The sequence below is a fragment of the Rhodospirillum rubrum ATCC 11170 genome (genome assembly GCF_000013085.1).
GTDB classification, from domain to species: domain Bacteria; phylum Pseudomonadota; class Alphaproteobacteria; order Rhodospirillales; family Rhodospirillaceae; genus Rhodospirillum; species Rhodospirillum rubrum.
In genome coordinates this window covers 2369262-2385723 of sequence record NC_007643.1, presented here as the reverse complement: position 1 = coordinate 2385723, position 16462 = coordinate 2369262, and the positions used below count along the sequence as shown (strand labels likewise).

13 protein-coding genes are annotated in these 16462 nt (G+C 65.2%); 4 read left to right on the top strand and 9 right to left on the bottom strand.

What is annotated here, in order from left to right; all coding sequences use genetic code 11:
• The first annotated feature begins 41 nt into the window (after positions 1–41).
• Together RRU_RS10680 and RRU_RS10675 are read left to right on the top strand one after the other, a co-directional pair.
• Complete coding sequence (locus RRU_RS10680) at positions 42–656, top strand: PRC-barrel domain-containing protein (protein ID WP_011389814.1); 615 nt, start codon at positions 42–44, stop codon at positions 654–656.
• Between the two features lie 291 nt (positions 657–947).
• Entirely contained in the window at positions 948–3884 is a 2937-nt protein-coding gene (locus tag RRU_RS10675) for an FAD-binding and (Fe-S)-binding domain-containing protein (protein WP_011389813.1), read from the top strand.
• On the opposite strand, the gene RRU_RS10670 is transcribed toward RRU_RS10675, so the two are convergent.
• The 5 genes from RRU_RS10670 to RRU_RS10650 form a co-directional block, all read right to left on the bottom strand.
• The gene (locus RRU_RS10670) at positions 3781–4536 is read right to left on the bottom strand and encodes an HD domain-containing protein (protein WP_011389812.1); all 756 of its coding nucleotides are present in this window, start codon (positions 4534–4536) and stop codon (positions 3781–3783) included. The two genes, RRU_RS10675 and RRU_RS10670, sit on opposite strands and share 104 nt — an antisense overlap.
• The gene (locus RRU_RS10665; RefSeq protein WP_011389811.1) at positions 4526–6025 is read right to left on the bottom strand and encodes an ATP-binding protein; all 1500 of its coding nucleotides are present in this window, start codon (positions 6023–6025) and stop codon (positions 4526–4528) included. Before RRU_RS10665 ends, RRU_RS10670 begins: the two co-directional genes overlap by 11 nt.
• A 106-nt stretch (positions 6026–6131) precedes the next feature.
• Positions 6132–6650 (bottom strand): molybdopterin-guanine dinucleotide biosynthesis protein B, encoded by a 519-nt coding sequence (mobB, locus tag RRU_RS10660; protein WP_011389810.1) that lies wholly within the window; start codon positions 6648–6650, stop codon positions 6132–6134.
• Positions 6651–6675: 25 nt separating this feature from the next.
• Positions 6676–7329, bottom strand: a complete 654-nt coding sequence (can, locus tag RRU_RS10655) for a carbonate dehydratase (RefSeq protein ID WP_237703754.1) — start codon at positions 7327–7329, stop codon at positions 6676–6678.
• 92 nt (positions 7330–7421) lie between these two features.
• Positions 7422–8216, bottom strand: a complete 795-nt coding sequence (locus RRU_RS10650; RefSeq protein ID WP_011389808.1) for a S49 family peptidase — start codon at positions 8214–8216, stop codon at positions 7422–7424.
• 206 nt (positions 8217–8422) lie between these two features.
• Between RRU_RS10650 and RRU_RS10645 the strand changes: the two genes are divergently transcribed.
• Positions 8423–8779: an Hpt domain-containing protein gene (locus RRU_RS10645; RefSeq protein WP_237703752.1), complete on the top strand. Its 357-nt coding sequence runs from the start codon at positions 8423–8425 to the stop codon at positions 8777–8779.
• 89 nt (positions 8780–8868) lie between these two features.
• Here RRU_RS10645 and RRU_RS10640 read toward each other — a convergent pair whose 3' ends face one another.
• From RRU_RS10640 to RRU_RS10625, 4 genes are all read right to left on the bottom strand, one after another.
• Positions 8869–9480, bottom strand: coding sequence for a UbiX family flavin prenyltransferase (locus RRU_RS10640; RefSeq protein WP_011389806.1), 612 nt, complete (start codon positions 9478–9480; stop codon positions 8869–8871).
• A gap of 158 nt (positions 9481–9638) precedes the next feature.
• On the bottom strand, positions 9639–11102 hold the full coding sequence (gene adeC, locus RRU_RS10635) for an AdeC/AdeK/OprM family multidrug efflux complex outer membrane factor (protein WP_014626295.1): 1464 nt from the start codon (positions 11100–11102) through the stop codon (positions 9639–9641).
• A 25-nt stretch (positions 11103–11127) separates the two neighbouring features.
• Positions 11128–14280 (bottom strand): efflux RND transporter permease subunit, encoded by a 3153-nt coding sequence (locus tag RRU_RS10630; protein WP_011389804.1) that lies wholly within the window; start codon positions 14278–14280, stop codon positions 11128–11130.
• A 15-nt stretch (positions 14281–14295) separates the two neighbouring features.
• Positions 14296–15495, bottom strand: coding sequence for an efflux RND transporter periplasmic adaptor subunit (locus tag RRU_RS10625; RefSeq protein ID WP_014626294.1), 1200 nt, complete (start codon positions 15493–15495; stop codon positions 14296–14298).
• Positions 15496–15686: 191 nt separating this feature from the next.
• Between RRU_RS10625 and RRU_RS10620 the strand changes: the two genes are divergently transcribed.
• Entirely contained in the window at positions 15687–16283 is a 597-nt protein-coding gene (locus RRU_RS10620) for a TetR/AcrR family transcriptional regulator (RefSeq protein WP_011389802.1), read from the top strand.
• Positions 16284–16462: the final 179 nt, after the last annotated feature.

The window sequence follows — 16462 nt, the reverse complement described above, 5'->3', positions numbered from 1 at the left end:
TTATGACAAGATTCGCTTCAAAGAAGATGGAGGACAGTTTCATGACTATTCGTTTTCGGTCGTTGTTGGCTGCCAGCGCCTTTTCCGCCCTGATCGTTCCTGGCGTTGTGTTCGCCCAGGCCAATCAGCCCGGCGATACCGCTCCGGCTACGCCGCAGCACCAGAAGCCGATGACCCAGGATCCCAACACGGGGATCGGCGCCGGCCCCGCCGGCAAGCCGGCGACCACCTCGGAACGCGGCTCCTCGGCCGCCAATTCCGGTACCACCATGACCAATGAGTCCGACATGTCTTCGCCGGAGCTCAATCAGCAGCTGTCTTCGGTCAATCTGAAGGGCCCGCTCCATGCGGTCAAGGATGACGAGAAGGTGACCTATTCCGGCCCGCTGCGCGACATCGCCCTGTCGGCCGAGGAGTTCAAGGATCTGTCGGTGATGAACGGCGCCGAGAAAGTCGCCGATATCGACGGTCTTCTGGCCGATGACCAGGGCAAGGTCGTCGCCCTGATCGCCGATACCGAAGGGTTCCTCAATCTGAACATCGGCACCAAGAACGTGGTTCTGCCGCTCGATCAGGTAACCTATGACTCCCAGAACAAGGTCTTCACCACGTCGAAGACCAAGGATGGCATCAAGGCTTTGCCCGAGTGGAAATAAACTAAAAAGACGACCTCGGTCGTTTTGTGGATTGGGGCGGCTTCCGCGAAGGGGGCCGCCCCAATTTCGTTGGTCGACATGAAAAAAGTCCCTCCTCCGTCAATACCACCGCTTGGTGAATAGTTTTGCCAGGGTGTTGTTTTGCTTTTGATCTTCGTGCCTGCCTTGTCTTGGGAAAAGCCGGACCTCCCGCTCAAGAGGGGGCTTTGGCCGCTTTCCGTCCTTGACTTCCTGCCCGCCTGGAGAAAACTGCCCCCGCCGGAGTCGGGCGAAAGGCAAGGGACGTTGAGCATGGATGGTGGTGGCGGTGGCGCGGTGCCGGAATGGGCGAAGATCGGCGAGGGCCTGGGAACGGCCCTGGCCGAGGCCGGATTTCGCGGGGACGTGCTGTTTGATTGGGGCTCGCGGGTCGCCGCCTCGACCGATAACAGCATCTATCAGATCGTCCCCGAGGCGGTGGTCTGCCCGCGCGATCGGGCCGATCTCAGGGTGTTTCTGGCCGTGCTGGCGCGCCCGGCCTTTCGCGACCTGTCGGTGACCGGGCGCGGGGGCGCCACCGGCACCAATGGTCAGGGTTTGAACGGCGGCATCGTCGTCGATTTCCGTCGCTATATGACGCGGATCCTGGCCGCCGATCTCGAGGCCGGATGGATCGAGGTCGAACCCGGCGTGGTTCTTGATCAGGTCAATGCCGCCCTGGCCGATCGCGGCAGCGCCTTGTTCTTCGCCCCCGATACCTCGACGGCCAGCCGCTGCACCATTGGCGGCATGGTCTCGACCGACGCCTGCGGGCAGGGGTCGCGGGTCTATGGCAAGACCGGCGATAATGTGCTGACCCTTGATGTCATGCTGATCGATGGCGCCGAGGCCCGCTTGCGCCGGCTGGAGGGGCCGGCGCTGGAGGCTTTGGCGACCTCGACCGAGCCGGCGGCCGACGCGTTGCGCGCCGCCCTGGAGGCCTGCGACGACGGCGCCCCGGCCCTGAAGGCGGCGGTGCCGCATTTAAGCCGCCGCTTCGTTGGCTATGATCTGATCAACGCCCGGCCGTCGCCTTCGGTCTTCGATCCGGTGCGGCTGATCGTCGGCTCGGAAGGCACCCTGGCCCTGGTCTGTTCCGCCCGCTTGGCCCTGACCCGGCGGCCGATCCATAAGCGTCTGGCGGTCATCGCCTATCGGGATTTCGACGGCGCCCTGGCCTCGGCCCAGGCCCTGCTCGCCCATAACCCCGATGCCATCGAAAGCCTGGATGATACCGTCCATACCCTGGCCTATCAGGGCGGATTGCTTGATGGTCTGCCCGAGCGGCTGCGCACCCCGGGACCGACGGGCAAGATCCCGGTTTCGAATTATGTGGAATTCACCGACGACGATCCCATCGTGCTGTCGGGGCGGCTGGCGGCGCTGGAAGACGCCTTGCGCTCCGAACCCTCGGTGGTCGGCTGGCACATCGCCAAGGACCCGGCCGAGATCGCGCGCATCTGGGGCATCCGCAAATCGGCGGTCGGCCTGCTGGGCGGGTCGGCCGGGCGGCGGCGGCCGGTGGCCTTCGTCGAGGATTGCGTGGTGCCGCCGGCCAATCTGCGCGGCTTCGTCGCCGATTTCCGGGCCTTGCTCGAGGGCGAGGGGCTGACCTTCGGCATGTTCGGCCATGTCGATGTCGGTTGCATCCATGTGCGTCCGGCGCTCGATCTGGCCGATGCCGGCGATCAGGCGCGGATGAAGTCCATCTCCGACGCCGTCGTTGCCATCGTTCGCAAACACGGCGGCATTTTCTGGGGCGAGCATGGCAAGGGTGTGCGCGGCCAATATCTGCCCGAGATGGTCGGCCCCGAGGCCTATGCCGCCTTCGCCCGGGTCAAGCGCGCCTTCGATCCGAGGAACCGGCTCAATCCCGGCAAGCTGGTGACCCCCGAGGGCGACGCGGCGGGCCTTTACAAGGTCGACGCCACGCCGCTGCGCTTGCCCAATCCGGCCGATGACGCCGATCCTTTCGCCGATGCCTTCCGCTGCAACGGCAATGCCCAGTGTCAGGCCTATAGCACCAGCGTGCCGATGTGCCCGAGCTTCAAGGCGACGGGCGAGAAGCGCCATTCGCCCAAGGGGCGGGCCGATCTGCTGCGCGCTTGGCATGGGCTGGTCAGCGCCGGCGATCCGGTGGCCGAGGACGTGGCCGAAGAGGTCTACGAGGCGCTTGACGGCTGCCTGGGCTGCAAGGCCTGCCTGAGCAGCTGCCCGATCCATGTCGATGTGCCCGAGCTGAAGTCGCTGTTCCTCGATCGCTATCACCAGACCCGCAAACGTCCCTTGGGGGATCGCCTGCTCGCCGAACTGGAGACCCTGGGACCGCTCGCCGCCCGGCTTCCCGGGCTTGGCAATGTTTTGTCGCGGCTGGGCGGGCCGCTGACGGCGCGCGCCGCCGGGCTGGTCGATCTGCCGACTCTGTCGGATCCGCCGCTGGCGCCGCGCCTGAGGCGCATGCGGGTGCCGGTGGTCGCCGGCCCCTCGGCTCGGCCGGCGCCGCGCGGCGTTTTCGTCATTCAAGACGGCTTCACCAGCCATTTCGACGCCGGCGCCGTCGAGGCGGTGGTCGGCGGCCTGCAGGCCCTGGGCTACGCTCCGCAGGTCGTCGCCCTGTTCCCCACGGGAAAAGCCTTGCACGTCAAAGGCTTCCGTAACCGCTTTCTGGAAACGGCCAAGGCGGCCCGGGCCCGGCTGGATGCCCTGACGCCGGGGGTGCCGCGCGTTGGCGTCGATCCGGCGGCAGTGCTGATGCTGCGCCAAGAATATGTCCAGGCCGGTCTGGCGCCGCGCGAACCGGTGTGGCTGATCCAGGAGTTCCTGGCCGAGGAAGCCAAGCGCGGAGTGGCGTGGCCGCAGGCGAAGGCGGGCGGTCCGCCGGTTCGCGTCATGCTTCATTGCACCGAGCGCACCGCCGTGCCGACCGCCGGCGCCCAATGGAAACAGGTCTTCGCCGCCATCGGTCTGGTCGCCGAGGTCCCCGAGGCTGGATGTTGCGGCATGTCGGGGGCCTTTGGTCATGAGGCCCGCCACCGCACCATCAGCGCCACCCTGTGGGCCTTGAGCTGGCGCAAGCCGGTGACCGGCGCCTCGGGACCGGTGGCCGCTACCGGGTTCTCGTGCCGCTCCCAGGCCAAACGGGAAGAGGGGACGGCGCTTCCCCATCCGATGGCCTTGCTGGCCGGGGCCCTGGCGCCGCCGCGCCGCTGACCTCCTGGGCCAGGGCTTCGGCGAAGGCCCGCAGCAGTTCGGCCCGTTCCCCGGCCATCGCCCGGCCGGGGGCGGTGGTCATCGTCGCCGGCAGGGTCAGCAGCTTGGTGAAGAAATGATCCAGGGCATAGGCCCTCTCGTCGAGCGGCCGGGCGAAGGCCAGGGGATCGTCGTCGTGGAACAGGGCGCTGCCCAGGCGGCCGGCGACATAGAAGGTTCGCGCCACCCCGATGGCGCCCAGCGATTCCATGCGATCGGCATCTTGCAGGATGCGGGCCTCCAGGCTGCGCGGCGCGATGCCAGCGCTGAAGGAATGGGCCTCGATGGCATGGGCGACGCCGTCTTGCCGCCCGGCCGGGAAATCCAGGCCGCCGAGAATCTCCCGCGCCTTGGCCGCCGAAAGCCGCGAGGCCAGCGACCGCCGGGGATCGTTCTTTTCGATGGCGACGATATCGTGAAGATAGGCCGCGGCCGTTAGAACCAGCCGGTCGACGGGGCCCTCGCCCTGGTCTTCCACGCCGTCGGCCAGGGCCAGGGCGGTGCGCAGGACGCGCTTGGCGTGGGCGAGGTCGTGGGAGCGGTCCCCATTGGCACCAAGGCCGACGACGGCCTCTTCCAGCCTTTGTGCCCACAGGGTCGGGTCATCGGTCATCGGCCAGGGCTCCAGACGGGATGTGGAGGGAAAAGACGGTGCCCTTGCCAAGCCGCGAGCGCACCGAAACATCCAGGCCAAGCAGCCGGGACAGGCGGTCAACGATGGCCAGCCCCAGCCCCAACCCTTCGCTGCGATCAAGCTGCCCGCCGTCGATCTGGATGAACGCCTCGAAGATCCGGCCCAGGTTCTGGGCGGCGATGCCAATGCCGCTGTCGGCGACGGCGATGTCCAGTCCATCGGCGCGGCGACGCACGCCCAAGACGATGCCGCCCTTGTGGGTATGGCGCAGGGCATTGGCCAGCAGATTGCGCAAGATGCGCTCGAGCAGCAAAGGATCGGTCTCCAGCCGCGCGCTGGTCCATACCCGGCGCACCCGCAGTCCCTTGGCTTGGGCCTGGGGCTGAACCTCGCCAACGAGTTGGTCGAGCAAAGGACCAAGGGCGAAAACGCGGGGCAGCGGCTCAACCGCCCCGCAATCGAGTTTGGAGATTTCCAGAATCGAGCGGATCAGCCGGCTCATCGCCTGATGGGCGTTCTTCAGCTCGGCCACCGCCTGACGGGCCCTGTCGGTTTCGGCCTGACGCCCCAGGGCGCCAGCGTACATCATCGCCCCTTCCAAGGGTTGCATCAGATCGTGGCCGGCGGCGGCGAGAAAGCGTGATTTCGAGTGACTGGCCTTGACCGCCTCGGCCCGGGCGCGGTCGATATCGGCGGTGCGTTGCTCGACGATGTCTTCAAGACCGTCGCGGGAGCGGCGCAGGGCGGCGGTCATATGGTCAAGGGCGGCGAATTGCCGGTGGATCTGGGTGACCATCGGGCGGAAGATCAGCACGATCTCTAGCAAAAGCGTGAGCAAGGTTAGGGCGAGGATGGCGCTTTCCGCCCGATCGAGGTGCTCCAAGGCCGCCTCGCCCTCGCTTTGGTGGCGCGCCACCAGCCGGTCGAGATCGTCAAGCAACGGACCAGAGGATTCCCTGACGACGCGCCGATAGGCGTCCAGGGCGAGGGTGTCGTCACCGGCCCGGGTCGCCGTCAGGATCTGGCGCAGGGCCGCCAGATAGTCGGTCATCCGTTGATCGAGACTGGGGGCGCCATCGAAGTACAGCGCCCGGATCTCGGGACTTTTCGCGACCGGCAGGCCCATTTCGGCGCTGCCCCGGGTCAGCGCCCTATGGGAGTCCTCCAAAAGATCGGTCGCTTCGCCCAAGATGCGATGGCAGACATCGACCGGCTCGGGGCAGTCGTCGCGCACAAGCCGTTCGGCATAAAGGGCGGTGCGTTGGGACAGCATGCGCTGGCGACCGCTGATATTGACCAAGCCCAGGGTGCGGTCATGCTGGGCCGCCAGCTTGTCGAAGGTCAGATAGCCAGATAGGGCCAGCAGGGCGATAAGCGACAGGGCGAGAAGATAGCGCCGGGTCATCCAGCCGGCGACGGGCCGGCTTTTGGGAAGATCGGCTTTTTCATCTTTTTGCGCGCCGTTCACGACCTTCTTTCACGATCAGCAAGTCCAACAAAGGCCGCACCGGCCCCCGAGTTCGGGGCGTGCCCGCCATGATAGCGGCGGCGCGCCCCGGCGGGAAGGCGATCGGTCACGCGCGGTCAAACAGCGTGCGGTGGATGAAGGCGGCGATGGCGGGCGGGTCGTTGAGGGCCAGCCAAAGCGGCGGGGCGGTCGCCGGCCAGCCGGGGCCGTGGGCGACATCGCTGGCCACCGCCAAGATGGTGTCGTCCTCGGGATAAAGGGCGGGTTTGCCAACCGCCGGGCGGAAGACCTCGAGCCGGGGAATGGCTTCGCGCTTGAAGCCCTCGACCAGCACCAGATCGACTGGCGCCAGACGGGCGACCAGCGACTCCAAGGTGGGTTCGTCTTCGTCTTCGGCCCGGCCGTGGGTGATCGAATACCCGTTGACCGTGCTGAAGATGGTTTCGAAGGCCCCGGCCTCGCGGTGGCGATCGCTGTCCTTGCCCGGGGTGTCGAGCTGGGCGACGTGATGGCCGTGCTTAACCGTCGAAACCCGCAGGCCGCGGGCCTGCAGAAGCGGGATGAGCGCAATCAGCAACGTTGTTTTGCCGCTGTTGCTTTTGCCGGTCAGGCCGAACAATTTCATGGGGGAGCGTTCCTGGGCGTTTCTTTTAGACCTGATCGGGAAAGATCAGCCGATAGGGTTCGGGCAGATCGGCGATGCGGGTTAGGGTTCGGCCAAGATCATTGACCAGCCCAGTCTTCAGACCATAGCACCAAGCGTGGATGGCCAAAGGCTGGCCGCGTCGCCAAGCCGCCTGAACCATCGAGGTGCGCGCCACGTTCATCACCTGGGCCATGGCGTTGAGTTCGCACAGCCGGTCGACCCGGCTTTCCTCGTCGGGTAGGTCTTCCAGCTCGGCGGCGAAGATACGGGCGATGTCCTTGATGTGGGACAGCCAGTTGTCGATCGGCCCCATGGCCAGACGGTTCAGGGCGGCGCGAACCCCGCCGCAGCCGTAATGGCCGACGACCATGATGTGCTCGACCTTCAGCACGTCGATGGCGTATTCGAGCACGGCGTGGCAATTGGCGTCGGCATGGGGAACAACGTTGGCGATGTTGCGGTGAACGAAAAGTTCGCCCGGCTGCATGCCGACGATTTCATTGGCCGGCACCCGCGAGTCCGAGCAGCCGATCCACAAAAACTTCGGCGACTGCACTTCGCTGAGGATATGAAAATAGCCAGGAAGGGCGGATTCGCGCTCCTCGGCCCATTTCCGATTGTTGGTAATGAGATCCTGGATGTCCACGGTACGAATCACCTTGTCTTGGTCGATGGCCGGGCGGTGTTAGACCGCTCTTCGTCCGCCGTCCAGCGGCTTCTTTTTGCGCGCCGCGCCGCCCGTCCTTTCGCTTACAGGCCAAAGGGGGCGCGCAGGGCGCGGTCCTCGATCCGGGCTTCCAGGGCGCCCAGGGTTTCCGCCGCCAGTCCGCCGATCAGGCCGCGCAGCGAGAACATCCGCCGCGGCGCGATCTCGCGCAGGCGTATCTTCTCGCGATCGACATAGGCGCCCAGACTGTCTTCCTGATCGGCCAGACGATGGGCGATGGCCTCGCGACCAAGCCAGACCTCGCCGGTGAACAACTCGCCGCCTTCGGGAAGCCGGGTGCCCTGGGCGGCGCGGCGCGAGCGCACATGCTCGATGAAGCGCTCATGCAACTGCGCCTGCAGCCCGGTCAGCCATTCGGTGTCTTCGTCCTTGCGCGGCGAAAACGGATCGAGGCGCACCTTGTTGCGCCCGGCGGCGACCAGACGGCGCTCGACCCCCAGACGGTCGAGGGCCTCGACAAAGCCGAAGCCGGCGCTGACCACGCCGATCGAGCCGACCAACGAGGTCGGCAGCACGCGGATGCTGTCCCCGGCCAGGGCGATCCAATAGCCGCCCGAGGCCGCGACGTCTTCGACGAAGGTGATCACCGCCTTCTTGCGCCGATCGGCCTGGATCCGGATGTAATCGTGAATGAGCTGGGATTGGGCCGGCGAACCGCCGGGGCTGTTGATGACCAGGGCCACCTCGTCGCCGACGCGAAAGGCGCGATCGATCAGCGGTTTCAGGGCGGCGAGCGACAGGGCGCGGTCGCGGGCGGCGATCACACCCGACAGCCGCAGAACGGCCAATCTTCGACGTCGGCGCGGAAACAAGGGCATTGCGGGTCTCTCCGGGCGAAGGGGGGCGGCGGGCGGCGCGGAACGGCGCGGGCCGGAAAGCCTATGTAAGGCGCAAGGCGGCGCATCGCCAGCGGCCCGACGCCTGGGCTTGAGTTATAAAAAACAACGAGGAAGGCTTGACCGTTGCCATGAGGACTGTGAGCATGCGGTCCGCGTCCGCTGCCAATGGAAACAAGATCCGGCCCATGCCCCACTCTCTGCCAATCTTCGACCCCACCGCCCTTGATATTATCGCCCGCGATGCCGGGCCGGAGGTGGTTCCGCGTCTTGTTGGGGTTTTCTTGCGCGAATGCGGGCGTCGTTTGGTCGCCGTGCGCGCCGATGTGGCCGAGGGGGCGACCGAACGTCTCGCCCGCGAAGCCCATGCGCTGAAAAGCGCCGCCGCCTCGTTCGGGTGCCTGCGTTTGGCCGCCACCGCCAGCGCGCTAGACGCCGCCTATAAGCGCGGCGACGAGGGGACGGTTCTGGCCGGCGCCGGCGATTTGATCGAGGCGCTCGACGACGCCATCACCACCTTGTCGGCCCTGCACCCGGTGGATTGACCCCGTTCGTCGATCTTGATCGGGAAGCAGATCATTGTCGCGATTTGCTCCAGAAGGCGGGGAATTTTCTCTAAGCTATTGAATCCAGATCAAAGTTTCTGCGTTGACGGGGCCTCGTTCAATGCGGTTTGCTCTGGGGGCGTGTCCTTCCAGCGTTTGGTCAGGGTGTTGTCGATGCCAAACAGGTCAAGGGCCCGGCCGACCGTGTGGTCGACCATGTCCTCGAGCGTTTTGGGACGGTGATAGAAGGCGGGAACCGGGGGCATGATGATGGCGCCATGGGCCGTCGCCCGCGCCATCAGGTCGATATGCCCGGCATGGAGCGGGGTTTCGCGGACCATCAGCACCAGCCGACGGCGCTCCTTCAGGCAGACATCGGCGGCGCGCACCATCAGGTTGTCGTCATAGCAGGTGACGATGCCCGACAGCGTTTTGATCGAGCACGGCGCGATCAGCATGCCCAGGGTGCGGAAAGAGCCGCTGGCCAGGGCGGCGCCGATGTCGCGGTGGGAATGGACGACATCGGCCAGCGCCGTCACCTGATCGATGCCCAGGTCGGTTTCCTCGACAATGGTGCGGCCGGCGGCGGGCGACAGAATCAGATGGCTTTCGATATCGGGCAGGCGGCGTAGGGCCTCGAGCGCCCGGATGCCGTAAAGAACGCCCGAAGCGCCGCTTATTCCCACGATCAGTCGCTTCATCGCCTTGGATCCGTTTGCTTGAATTGCCCTATCGGTCGGCGACAATAAGCGGAACGCGCCAGCTTCGCTCGGGGAAAAAGCCAAGCCGGGGGAAAGACCCTCGCCCCCACGGAACACCAAGGTTCGGCGATCTTCGTGAGGGGAGGGAGTTTCGGGGGTTAGGGAAAGGTGCTGACGCTGGCCGCCGGATTGGGCAGTTCGGAGGGCGAAGTGGCGAAGCTGCCGCCGCCCAGCACCTTATAGAGGGTGATGTAATTGGTGAGCTGGTTGGCCCGCACGCTGATCAGATCTTGCTGGGCCGCATAGAGCGAGCGCTGGGAATCCAGGGTCGAGAGGTAATTGTCGATGCCCTGGTCATAGCGGTTGCGCGACAGGGCGTAGCTTTCCTGGGTGGCGGCGACCAGATCTTGCTGGGCGCGCAACTGATCGCCCAGGGTTCCCTTGGCCGCCAGGGCGTCGGCGACTTCGCGGAAGGCGGTCTGGATCGATTTCTCGTAGGCGGCGACGGCGATTTCACGCTGGACCTTGGCGCTTTCCAAGGTCGCCTCGTTGCGCCAGAAATCAAACAGCGGCACGCTGAGCGAGGGGCCGACGCTCCAGGCCAGGGAGCCGCTGCTAAACAGATCGCCGAGCGAGGCGCTGGCCGTTCCCAGATTGCCCGTCAGCGAGATCTTCGGCCAGAAGGCCGCCCGCGCCGCGCCGATATTGGCGTTGGCCGCCACCAGCTTGTGCTCGGCTTCCAGGATATCGGGCCGGCGCAGCAGCAGGTCCGAGGGCAGACCGGCGGGAACATTGGGGAAAAACCGCCCAAGATCGAGCGGCGGCGTGCCGGCCAGCAGGTTCGCATCAAGCTGATCGCCGACCAGCAGGCGCAGGGCGTTGATATCCTGGGCGACATAGCGGGTATAGATGGCGCGGTTGGCCCGGGCGGTTTCCACCGTGGTCTGGGCCTGGGTGACATCCAGGCGGGTGCCGACGCCGCGATCGAAGCTTTGCTGGGTCAGATTGAAGGATTCGATGCGGGTGTTCAGGGTCTCTTCGGTGAGCTGCAACAAGGTTCGGTCGGCCAGCAGGGTGATATAGGCGTTGGCAACCTCGGCGATCAAGGCGATCTGAACGCTTCGCCGGGCCTCCTCGGTGGCGAAATATTGCTCGAGCGCCTCTTCCTCCAGGCTGCGGATACGGCCAAAGAAATCGATCTCATAGGACGTGGTGCCGATATTGGCCGAGTAATTGGTCGTCGTCTGGGCCTTGCCGGTCTGGGTGGCCGTGCGCGGCGTGCGTTGGTGGGTTAGGTCGGTGCCGCCGTTGACGGTGGGCAGCAGATCGGCCCGTTCGATACGATAGGTGGCCCGGGCGCTTTCCACCGTCAGGGCGGCCGAGCGCAGGTCGCGATTATGCTCCAGGGCCTGGGCGATCAGGCGCTGGAGCGCCGGGTCGCGGAAGAACTCCCGCCAGCCGAGGGTGGCGATGGTCTCGCCCCCGGCCTGGGCCTGGTCATAGGCCGGACCATCGGGCCAGGCGGTGGGAACCGGCGCCGCCGGCCGCTGGTAATCGGGGATGAACGAGCATCCCCCGAGCAGCGCCAGAACGGCAACGCAAGACATCAAGGAGGAGCGCATGATCGGGGTCCGCTGCGAAAGAGAGTTACGGGGCATCGGCGGCGGCTCCGGGGGAGGGGGGCGCGGGGGGCGTCGATGGGGTCTTTTTGGTGAAGGCGCGCAAGATCAGGATGAAGAACAAGGGTACGAAGAAAATGGCCAGGACGGTAGCGCTGATCATGCCCCCCAACACGCCGGTTCCGATGGCGTTCTGGCTGCCCGACCCCGCGCCATTGGCAATCGCCAAGGGCAGCACGCCCAGGCTGAAGGCCATCGAGGTCATGATGATCGGCCGCAGGCGCTGGCGGGCGGCATGGACCGTGGCCTCGAGCAGATCCATCCCCCCCTCGTAAAGCTCCTTGGCGAATTCAACGATCAGAATGGCGTTCTTGGCGGCGAGGCCCATGGTCGTCAACAGACCGATCTGGAAGAACACGTCGTTGGACAGGCCGCGCGCCGAGGTGGCGATGACGGCGCCCAGAATGCCGAGCGGCACCACCAAGATGACGGCGAAGGGAATGGCCCAGCTTTCGTAAAGGGCGGCCAGACAGAGGAAGACGACGATGATCGACAAGGCGTAGAGCGCCGGAGCCTGCGAACCCGACAGCCGCTCCTCATAGGACAACCCCGTCCATTCATAGCCGAAGCCCGGCGGCAGCTTGGCCGCCATCGCCTCCATTTCGGCCATCGCCGCGCCGGTGCTCATCCCCGGGGCCGGCTGACCGGCGATCTTGCGCGAGGATTGGCCGTTGTAGCGTTCCAGGCGGGGCGAACCATAGATCCAGTGAACATCGGTGAAGGCCGAGAACGGCACCATTTCACCCTGGCTGTTGCGCACATACCAGCGATCAAGGTCGGCGGCCTGCATGCGGAAGGGGGCGTCGGCCATCAGATAGACCTTCTTCACCCGGCCATTTTCGATGAAGTCGTTGACGTAGGACGAGCCCCAGGTGGTGGTCAGGGTGGAATTGATATCGGACAGCGACAGCTGAAGGGCGCTGGCCTTTTCCTGGTCGATATCGATCTTGAGCTGGGGATTGTCTTCCAGCCCGTCGGGACGCACCGCCATCAGCGCCGGGTTCTTGGCCGCCATGCCCAGCAACTGGTTGCGCGCCGCCATCAGTTTTTCGTGGCCCTGACCGGCGCGGTCAAGCAACTGGAACTCGAAGCCCGAGGCGTTGCCAAGGGCGATGATCGCCGGCGGGGCGAAGGCGAAGATCCGCGCCTCCTTGATCCGTGACAAGGCGCCCATCGCCCGTCTGGCGACGGCGAAGACCGAGCCCTTGTCGGGATCGCGATCGTCCCAGTTCTTCATGCGCACGAAGGCGAGGCCGCTGTTCTGGCCACGGCCGGAGAAGCTGAAGCCGTTGACGGTGAACACCCCTTCGACGAAATCCGCCTCGGATTCGCGGAAGTGGCGCGACATCTGGTCGAGCACCTCCTGGGTGCGCTCCTGGGTGGCGCCGGCGGGAAGCGAGGCCTGGGCGAACAAAATGCCCTGGTCCTCGTTGGGCAGGAACGACGAGGGCAGGCGCACGAACAACAGGCCCAAGCCGACGAGGATCAGTCCATAGATCAGCAAGTAGCGCCATTTGCGGCCGATAACATGGCCGACGCTGCTTTGATAGAAGCTATTGGTGCGGTCGAAGCCGCGGTTGAACCAGCCGAAGAACCCTTTTTTGGCGTAAGGATCGCCATGGCTGGGCTTGAGGAAGGTGGCGCAGAGCGCCGGGGTGAGGACGACGGCGACCAGCACCGAGAGCAGCATCGCCGAGGCGACGGTCAGCGAGAACTGGCGGTAGATGGCGCCGACCGAGCCGCTGAAAAAAGCCATCGGCACGAACACCGCCGACAGCACCAGGGCGATGCCGACCAGGGCGCCGGTGATCTGCCTCATTGATTTGCGCGTGGCATCGCGCGGCGAAAGATTGTCCTCGTGCATCACGCGTTCGACGTTTTCGACGACGACGATGGCGTCGTCGACAAGCAGGCCGATGGCCAGCACCAAGCCGAACATGGTCAGGGTGTTAATGGTGAAGCCAAAGGCCGCCATGATGCCAAAGGTGCCAAGCAGCACCACCGGCACGGCGATCGTCGGAATCAGCGTGGCGCGAATGTTCTGCAAGAACAGATACATCACCAGGAAGACCAGGATGATGGCCTCGCCCAGGGTGCGCACCACCTCCTCGATCGAGATTTTGACGAAGGGCGTGGTGTCATAGGGATAGATGACATCGACGCTTTGCGGGAAAATCGGCCGCAGGCGTTCGATGGTGGCGCGAACGGCGTCGGCCGTATCAAGGGCGTTGCCGCCGGTCGCCAAACTGACGCCGATGCCGCTGGCCGGCTGGCCGTTGTAGCGGGCCATGGTGCCGTAGCTTTCGGCGCCGATCTCGATGCGCGCGATATCGCGCAGCCGGATCTGCGAGCCGTCGGCGTTGACCCGGATCAGAATGGCGCCGAACTCTTCCACGGTTTCCAGGCGGGTCTGGGCGACGATGGTGGCGTTGAGCTCTTGGCCGGGTACGGAGGGGGCGCCGCCGATCTGGCCGGCGGAAACCTCGGCGTTCTGGGCGGTGATCGCGCTTTTAACCTCGGTCGTCGTCAGGCCGAAGCTGATCAGCTTGTCGGGATCAAGCCAGATGCGCATGGCGTGCTGGGATCCAAAGACCGTCACTTCGCCCACGCCGTTGGTCCGGCTCAGCGGATCCTTGATGTTGCTGGAAACGAAGTCGGCGATGCCGGATTCGGTCAGCGAGCCGTCCTTGGAGATGAAGCCGACGACCATCAGGAAGGTGTTGTTGGCCTTGGTCACCTGGATGCCCTGCTGCTGCACCTCCTGGGGCAGAAGCGGGGTGGCGAGCTGGAGCTTGTTCTGGACCTGAACCTGGGCGATGTCGGGATTGGCCTCGGGGTTGAAGGTCAGAGTGATGGTGGCCGAACCCGAGGAATCGCTGGTCGAGGAGATATAGCGCAGATTATCAAGGCCGTTCATCTGCTGTTCGATCACCTGGGTGACCGTATTTTCCAGAGTTTGGGCCGAGGCGCCGGGATAGGTGGCGTTGATGCGCACCGAGGGCGGCGCCACCGTCGGATACTGCTCGATGGGCAGAAAGAGGATGGAGAGCGCCCCGGAGAGCATGATGATGATGGCGATGACCCATGCGAAGACGGGGCGATCGATAAAGAAACTGGCCATGGACGGGGTCCCCGATTATTTCGCGGCGGGCGCGGGCTGGCCGCCGGCGGGTTGCCCCGCCTCCTGGCCCGCGGGCGGGGCGGCGACGGCCTTGACCTGGGCGCCGGGCGCCATGCTTTGCAATCCGGCGATGACGATGCGCTCGCCGCCCTTCAGGCCCTCGGTGACCACCCAATTGGTGCCCTGGGTGGTTTCGGCGGTAACCGGCCGGCGTTCGGCCTTGTCGCCGTCGCCGATCACCCATAGGGCGGCCTTGCCCGAGGCGTCACGGACGACGGCGCGCTGGGGAATCAGAAAGACGTTCTCGCGGCTGCCGAAATCAACGGTGGCGCGTACGAACAATCCGGGCAGTAAGATCCGGTTGGGATTGGGGAAGGTGGCGCGCAGGCGCACCGTGCCCGTGGTTTCGTCAACCACGACCTCTGAAAACTGCAGGGTTCCGGTCAGGCCGTAGGGCGTGCCGGAATTATCGATCTGCAGGGTAACGGGAACCCGCTCCGGGGCCTGAACCGTGCCATTGGCCATCTGGGCGCGCAGCTTGAGCAGTTTGTCGCTCGACTGGGTCAAATCGACGTTGATGGGATCAAGCTGGGTGATCGTCGCCAGGGTCGTGGCCTGATTGGCCGTCACCAGGGCGCCCTCGGTGACCGCCGAGCGGCCGATCCGCCCGGAAATCGGCGCGGTGACCCGGGTATAGGCCAAATTGATTTCGGCGGCGTCAACGGTCGCCTGGGCATCGGCGACCGAGGCGACGCTTTCGGCCAGGGTGGCGGTGACGTCGTCATAATCCTGACGGCTGACCGCCTTGAGCTTGACCAACTCGCCATAGCGCGCCGCCTTGGCCCGGGCCGATTTGACCGTGGCGTCGGCCTTGGCGAGCTGGGCCTTGGCGCTATCGAGGGCCGCCTTATAGGTGGCCGGGTCGATCTGATAAAGCTGCTGGCCCTCGGTGACCTCGGTGCCCTCCTCGAACAGGCGCTTGAGGATGATGCCGTTGACCTGGGGCCGGACCTCGGCGCTGCGGTAGGCCACCGTGCGACCGGGAAGCCGTTCGGTGATCCGCAAGGTTTGCGGAGCGGCGGTGATCACCGTGACTTCCGGGGCCGGTCGGGCGCCACCCGCCGCCTGCCCCCCTTCCTGCGAGTCGCAGCTCCATAGAACCGCCGACAGGGCGGCGGTCGTCATCAGGCGCAGGAATGTCTTGCTGAGCATCATGGGGGGCATCTCTTGGTGTGTCGGTGTGCCGTCACGGCGAAAGGCGTGGACGGTCAGTAAACTGTACGGTACAGTACACATCCTGTCGCGGCGTACAAGAGCCAAAAAGTCGCGGCGGTGAAAAAGGAGGTGACGAGGCGTTGGAAAAAAGGGGATCTCCCTGCGGGCGGGGAGACGCGCGGCGGGCTGCCATGCTTCATGTGGCTTGGCGCATGTTTCTTGAAAAGGGGTACGAGGCCGTTAGTCTGAGCGATGTCGTTTCGCAATCGGGCGGGTCGAAGGCCACCCTCTATGCGGCTTTCGGCGGCAAGGAAGGGTTGTTCATAGCCGCCTGCGAGGAACGTTGCGCCGCCTTCCTTGATAAGCTGGCGCTTTCCGCCGACCCTTTGCTGCCGGTTGAGGAATCGCTTCGGCATTTCGCCTTGTCGCTCCTGGAAAATTTATATTCCGATGAGAGCCGTGACGTGATGCGGCTGATTCTTGGCGCGGCGCAGAAGTTTCCCTCGGTCGCCGAGGCTTTTTTAGAACGCGGCCCCGGACAGGTGCGGCGCCGGCTCGAGGAGTATCTGGCCTGGGTCGATCGCAGCGGCCTGCTTGAGATCGACAACCCGAGAATCGCCGCCGAGGTGTTTTTGTCGATGGTCCAGGGGCGATGGTATCTGATCGCCCTGGATTCCCGGCGCCGTCAGGTCGTGAATGACGAGGATTTGGCCACGATTCTTGAGCATGTGCGGGTTTTCATCCGCGGCTACCGTCCGCGCGATGCCGGCGAGCGGTCGAAATTTTAAACTCTATCGCGCAGAATTCCCGGTATGGTGGTGGTTTATTCGCGGGCATCCTGCAAAAATAATGGGCATTAGGGCGGTTCTTGCGGGTTTCGCCCGTATTTAAGGCAAGAACGCTTGTCGATTTTATTAAACGTGTCATTCTGCCGCTTATAGAAGCCTTGGGGGATCGTTCCCCTTGG